The sequence below is a fragment of the Phyllobacterium sp. GQ127 genome (assembly GCF_059758635.1).
The window spans coordinates 738223-744264 of record NZ_JCAXDZ010000002.1 but is presented as its reverse complement, the minus strand read 5'-3'; the positions used below and the strand labels follow the sequence as shown (position 1 = coordinate 744264).

The following is a 6042-nucleotide window of genomic DNA, read 5'->3' as shown; positions in this document are numbered from 1 at the left end:
TGTCGCTGCATCCGCGCCAACCTTGGCCGCATCCGCAGTCATCTTTGCTTCGGGCCCACTGCAGTGCCGCCAGCGCCCGCCGCCTTGGCGTTGTCGCCGATAGCTATTGCGGGTACAGTGATTGTCGTTACTGTAGGCGCAGCAGCACCTGCTACTGCGGGTACAGCGGCACCTGTTGCTGCGGGCGCAGTGGCACCCGTTGTTGTGGGCGTAGAAGTAGCTGCTGCGGGCGCAGTGGCATCTACTGCTGCGGGCACAACAACCGTCGTTGTGCCACCTTTTGCCCCTGCATTAGTGCCGATGGCGATGTCGCCAAGAACGGTCGTGCTCGTGGTCGCTGGCTGACTGTTTGCATCGGTGTTGATCTTGATCTGCGGAAAGCGAGTTTCCGGAATAGCCGGAAGTGCGGTTGGCGTGGGAAACGATATGGTGTGGCCACCATCAGTTCTTTCTGGTGTAACAAATTCTGCAGTTATTGCAACGCCGGGCACCACCGCGTTTGACACACCACCACTCGGAAATGTGGTACCGACTGGAAAAACCGTACCGACAGGAAACCGGAGAGGAAAACCAGTTCCGCTCGCTTTCATGACGACAGGTCCTTTAAAGAAAGTGCCTTTGTAAAACTCCCCCTTTTCCTGTGGGAAAAAGTAATCTTTATCGAGTGGCACGTTAAGCGGCACAACTACGCCATCAGCCTTAACCACGCCGTTTGGCGAAGTAACAACTGTTCCTTTGAGTGCGGTGAACGATATATATGATTTATTCAGGGCTTGCGCCTCAAAACCAAAGCCATTTTCTAGCCTGACAAACCCCGCCGGCACACCGGCCACGCCCACAGCCGGAGAAGAGGCAGTTACAGTTTGAGCCAGCACGGGCGAAGCCAGAGAGACAACCAGCGCAGCCGCCATCATCCCCAAACCCTTGCGGCGCTTGAAGCCCAGTACCATGCAAGCAAGACGCAGGATAGCATTGAGACGGCGACGGGCGGAACGGCTCTCAGCCGAACCGGCGAGCCAATTACCGGCAAAACGAGCAGGCATGCTGGAGGAAACAGGTGCTTTGACTTTGGTCATATCAATCTCGCTCAAAAATAATATAGCAAATACTGAGGTAAATATCGGATATGCTTACAGAAATGCGTTCACAGAAGTTTATTACTGTGATGGATCAATAAAATTTAAATGCGGGAATATTTTTTACTTGGAAAGGCTAATGTGCCAGACCGGAACTTAATCATTGCCGCGATTATCAACGGCTGATTAACGTGTAAACAAGCAAAATACAAGAGTAAAAACTAGTTTTCAGTGTGTTAAATTCTGTTTTATGGAAAAATTTTATTATACTTTAGTATAGTAAACCCATACTAAAGTATAATACCTTGTCGCAATTTGTTAATTATCGAGCGTTCCGACCAGTTTTTTGAGTTGCTGTTTTTCAACGTCGGAAAGAGGTCCCGATTCTATTGAAACAGTGCGGCGGCGCCTCGCCGAAACGACAAGAGCCAAAGCACCGATGAGCAAAGCGCCTATTGGAAAACCCCAGAGCACGACCGTGCTTAATCGCAGCCGGGGCTTGAGCAGGACGAATTCGCCATAGCGGGCGACGAGAAAATCCAGCACCTGCTGGTCAGTATCGCCAGCCATAAGCCGCTCGCGCACCAGGACGCGCAGATCGCGGGCAAGATCCGCATTGGAATCGTCAATGGATTCATTCTGGCAGACCATGCAGCGCACCTGCGCAGAAATGGTGCGGGCACGTTTTTCAAGGACCGGGCTTGTCAGCATCTCGTCGGGGGAAAGCGCAAATGCGCTACTTGCGCCGAAACAAAGCAGCAGGACAAGGAAAGTTGCAATTGCGTTGCGGGTGCGGCTCATTGGGACACGCGGTTTTTTGCGGGGGCAACGCGGATTTTTGCGGATTGCATCAGAGCTGCTTTACCCTTGGCGGGTGCACCGACACGCAACCGGCGGTCAAGCAAAGACAGGCAGCCGCCCGCCATCATAAACACGGTTCCAAGCCAGATCAATGTTACCAGCGGCTTCCACCATATCCGCACGACGATGCCACCATCGGCAGCCGCATCACCCAGAGCCACGTAAAGCTGGCTGAAGGCGAAGGTGCGGATACCGGCCTCGGTTGTCTGCATATTGCGAACAGGGAAGAAACGCTTGGCCGCCATGAGCGACGTTACCGGCTGTCCCTCATCGCTCAAAACGGTAAACCGGCCTTGCTCTTCGCTGAAATTGGAACCTTTGAAGGGCTCGATTTGATCGAAACGCAGCGTATAGCCGCCCGCCCGGATGCTTTCACCCGGTTTCATGACCAGAACGCTTTCGGTTGCGAAGGTGGTGGTTGCAACAATGCCCAGCAAAGTGACGCCAAGACCGAGATGAGCCAACGCGGTGCCGAAAACCGAGCGTGGCAGGCCAATGAGGCGCTGAAATGCGACTTTCAAAGAGGCTTTTCCGATACCGGCTTTCAGCGCAAGGTCTGTGAGCGCGCCGAGCATGAGCCACACGGCAAGCCCTATGCCGAAAGCCGCCAGAACGCCGGACACCGAAGTTTGGTAAAGCACGGCAGCGACAACCAGCAAAGCACCGAGGAAAGCAGTCATGAGGCGCTGTGCCACGGCCAGGAGATCGCCGCGCTTCCACGCCATGAGTGGCCCGAATGGTACGGCGGCCAAAAGCGGGATCATTAGCGGGCCGAAGGTGAGATTGAAAAAGGGCGCGCCGACCGAGATTTTTTCGCCCGTCAGAAACTCGAGCAGAAGTGGGTAAAGCGTGCCGATCAGAACGGTCGCTGCAGCCGTGGTCAAAAACAGATTGTTGAGAACCAACGCACCTTCACGCGAAATCGGCTGAAACAGGCCGCCGGGTGCCAGACTTTGGGCACGCCATGCAAAGAGCGCCAAGGACCCGCCGATAAAGATAACAAGTATGGCAAGGATGAAAAGGCCGCGACCGGGATCGGTGGCGAATGTATGGACGGAGGTCAGTACGCCGGATCGGACAAGGAATGTCCCGAGCAGTGACAGGGAAAAGGTGAGGATTGCCAGAAGCACAGTCCAGATTTTCAGCGCCGAGCGCTTTTCCATGACCAGCGCAGAGTGAAGCAGAGCGGTGCCTGCGAGCCAAGGCATGAAGGACGCATTTTCAACCGGGTCCCAGAACCACCAGCCGCCCCAACCCAGCTCATAATAGGCCCAGTAAGAGCCCATAGCGATGCCGCCTGTCAGGAATGTCCAGGCCACGAGCGTCCACGGACGGACCCAGCGCGCCCAGGCCGCATCTATCCGGCCATCAATCAGCGCAGCAACCGCAAAGGAAAAGCACACGGAGAATCCGACATAGCCCAGATAGAGCAGCGGCGGATGAATGGCGAGACCGATATCCTGCAGGATCGGGTTAAGATCACGTCCTTCGACCGGTGCCGGGTTAAGGCGCGCAAAGGGATTTGATGTGACAATAATAAAGGTAAGAAAGGCAGTGCCGACCCAAGCCTGAACCCCAAGTACATTGGCTTTCAGCGATGGTGGCAGATTGTTGCCAAAGAAGGCGACAAGCGCGGTGAAGAAGCTCAGGATCAAAACCCAGAGCAGCATTGAACCTTCGTGATTGCCCCACACGCCGGTAAATTTGTAAAGCAGCGGCTTTTGCGAATGTGAATTCTCAAACACATTCTGAACGGAGAAATCGGAAAGCACATTGGCGCTTGTCAAGGCCGCAAACGAAATCGCGACAAGAGCAAGTACAGTGAAGGCGGCGGGAACGGCAACTGCCATCATCTGGTCGTCATTGCGACGGGCGCCCAGTACCGGCAGTACGGATTGAACGATGGATAAAGCCAGAGCGAGTACCAGTGCGAAATGTCCAAGTTCGACAATCATGGCTTCTTGCCCTCTTCCTGCCAGACACCTTTGGCCTTCAGGCTATCGGCAACTTCCTTGGGCATATAGTTTTCATCATGTTTTGCCAGCACGCTGTCGGCGATAAATTTGCCCGTGGGTGAAAAGCCACCCTCGATAACAACGCCTTGATCTTCGCGAAAAAGATCCGGTAATATGCCTTCATAGGTGACGGGAATGCTTTTTATCTTATCAGTAACTGAAAAGCTGATCTTGGTTCCCTCGCCGCGAACCACTGTTCCTTTTTCAACCAATCCGCCAAGCCGGAATCGCGATTGCGACTGAATGTCGGAAGCCTGAATATCGGAAGGCATGCGGAAGAATGCGATTTTCTGTTGCAGAGCAAAGAGTACGAGCGCAGCCGCCAACCCCAAAACGGCCAGACCGCCACCAATGACCGTCAGTCTTTTTTGCTTGCGCGTCATCAATCGTTCTCCGGCTCGTAAGCTAAACCGAGATCATCCGCCACGGCATCAAGACGGGCCATCTTTTCAGCGCTCAACGCTTTTTTGGCACGATCCAACGCTTCAATGGCATCATTAGGCCGGTTAAGAACGACATAGGATCGCACGAGCTTCTCCCAGCCCTCAACATCGTCCGGAGCTTTTTCGAGTTTCGCGGCGAGGCTGGTAACCATGCCTTCGATCATTGTCGCACGGCTTTCGCTGTCGGCATCCATCATTGCCTGCACCTGAGCCGCATCCGGCGCAGTCTTGTCGACATCGCTAACATCTGGCGCATCACCATTGATCTCGGTGTCCAGCCTGGTCAACGCTGCTTGCGCCTGATCGCGCCATGGTACATCAAGTGGCGCCTCCACCAGCAGCTTGCGGATGAGATCACGCGCTTCGGTCAGGCGGCCTTGCTGCATCCACCCATCAATGATGTAGAATTGCGGGCGCATGTCTTTTGGATCCAGCGCCAATGCCTTGTTGAATGCTTCTTCGGCGCGGACCGTGATTTTACCGCCCGCTTCCGCGACCAGCGCCTGGCCCAGACCAAGCTGCCGCGCGGCGCTGTCGCCATTCAAGCGTATTGCATTTTGATACGCGGCAACTGCATTTGCAGGGCGGCCCATGCGCGTATAAATCGGCGCGAGGACCTCCCACCCCTGACCGTCATCAGGGTTCAGTTTCAAATGCGCTTCTGCTCGGGCAACCAGCTCGTCAGGCGTGCTTTGATCGGCAGGGCGCGCAAGCCTTTCCGCCAGTGGCTGGCCGGGCAGATCCGGATTACCCGTACTTGCATAGACAGCCCATGAAATCAGGGGAATTGCGATGACCGTTATAAGTGTCATCCACTCACGGGTGGCGCTCTTGGCTGGGCGAACCACCTGTCCGTCTATTGCGGCGGCCTTGGCGGATTTCAGAAGCCGGCGCCCGATTTCCGCACGTGCCTGTTCGCCTGCAACTGGATCGATCAAGCCACGCTTTTCGTCAGCGTCTAGTTCACGCAATTGGTCTCGATAGACCTCAACATCATATTGATTGTCCGACACTGAAGCCGTGGTGCGCCGTGTTAACGGCAAAAGCACCAGCAACGTTGCGACAACGGTCAGAAATGCGGCAGAAATCCAGAAAATCATGCGTGAGACATAGACTCTCGCTTATCCAAAATCCAAACGCAATTTATTGATAGGGCAATTCGCCGCAAATGCACTTCGTGGAGTGATCCCGATCACAGCCGCGTCCAGCTGCCGTCCTCATTGCGACACGCCGTTCCACGCGCAGATTGCGGCGTGCCATCAATACGGATGGTATGGGTATATTGGCGGCAGTTCTGCGATCCAACTTGGTAGGGCTGAGCCGCCACAACCTCGCCAGAACGATTGTTGCTGCTTTTCCACTCTACAACCTTGCCGGCCGGAGAATATTCCAAGGTCTGATACTCAGCCTGCAATGCCTGCTTGCGGTCTGCCGGTTCAAGCGATGCATTGCCGACCAGTCCATTACCGAGGGCGGCAAGAACGCTCGTTTTTGCAGCTTGTTTCGAGCCGCCGGTCCAGGAACCTAGAACCGCGCTATCGCCCTTGCCGCCGGATGTCGTTGAACAACCGGCAAGCGCAGCAATTGCGAGAAAGGGAATAGCGACATGAAATTTCATCACAAGCTCATTTTCAGATAAATCTTCAG

6 protein-coding genes are annotated in these 6042 nt (G+C 54.8%); all 6 read right to left on the bottom strand.

The genetic code is table 11. From position 1 onward, the window contains the following. Positions 1-38: 38 nt before the first annotated feature. Complete coding sequence (locus AC6CHM_RS11940) at positions 39-1076, bottom strand: hypothetical protein (protein WP_498173287.1); 1038 nt, start codon at positions 1074-1076, stop codon at positions 39-41. A 318-nt stretch (positions 1077-1394) separates the two neighbouring features. Next, positions 1395-1877 carry a cytochrome c-type biogenesis protein gene (locus AC6CHM_RS11935; RefSeq protein WP_307283661.1) on the bottom strand — a complete coding sequence of 161 codons (483 nt, stop codon included), beginning with the start codon at positions 1875-1877 and terminating at the stop codon, positions 1395-1397. Then, positions 1874-3892, bottom strand: a complete 2019-nt coding sequence (locus tag AC6CHM_RS11930) for a heme lyase CcmF/NrfE family subunit (RefSeq protein WP_498173286.1) — start codon at positions 3890-3892, stop codon at positions 1874-1876. Before AC6CHM_RS11930 ends, AC6CHM_RS11935 begins: the two co-directional genes overlap by 4 nt. Then, positions 3889-4335 (bottom strand): cytochrome c maturation protein CcmE, encoded by a 447-nt coding sequence (ccmE, locus tag AC6CHM_RS11925; protein ID WP_307283657.1) that lies wholly within the window; start codon positions 4333-4335, stop codon positions 3889-3891. Before ccmE ends, AC6CHM_RS11930 begins: the two co-directional genes overlap by 4 nt. Next, complete coding sequence (gene ccmI, locus AC6CHM_RS11920; protein WP_336440938.1) at positions 4335-5495, bottom strand: c-type cytochrome biogenesis protein CcmI; 1161 nt, start codon at positions 5493-5495, stop codon at positions 4335-4337. Before ccmI ends, ccmE begins: the two co-directional genes overlap by 1 nt. Before the next feature lie 92 nt (positions 5496-5587). After that, on the bottom strand, positions 5588-6013 hold the full coding sequence (locus tag AC6CHM_RS11915; protein ID WP_115051938.1) for an RT0821/Lpp0805 family surface protein: 426 nt from the start codon (positions 6011-6013) through the stop codon (positions 5588-5590). Positions 6014-6042: the final 29 nt, after the last annotated feature.

Coding starts and splice junctions, on each gene's coding strand:
- AC6CHM_RS11940 (WP_498173287.1), bottom strand. CDS start 1,076: ATGACCAAAGTCAAAGCACCTGTTTCCTCCAGCATGCCTGCTCGTTTT.
- AC6CHM_RS11935 (WP_307283661.1), bottom strand. CDS start 1,877: ATGAGCCGCACCCGCAACGCAATTGCAACTTTCCTTGTCCTGCTGCTT.
- AC6CHM_RS11930 (WP_498173286.1), bottom strand. CDS start 3,892: ATGATTGTCGAACTTGGACATTTCGCACTGGTACTCGCTCTGGCTTTA.
- ccmE (WP_307283657.1), bottom strand. CDS start 4,335: ATGACGCGCAAGCAAAAAAGACTGACGGTCATTGGTGGCGGTCTGGCC.
- ccmI (WP_336440938.1), bottom strand. CDS start 5,495: ATGATTTTCTGGATTTCTGCCGCATTTCTGACCGTTGTCGCAACGTTG.
- AC6CHM_RS11915 (WP_115051938.1), bottom strand. CDS start 6,013: ATGAAATTTCATGTCGCTATTCCCTTTCTCGCAATTGCTGCGCTTGCC.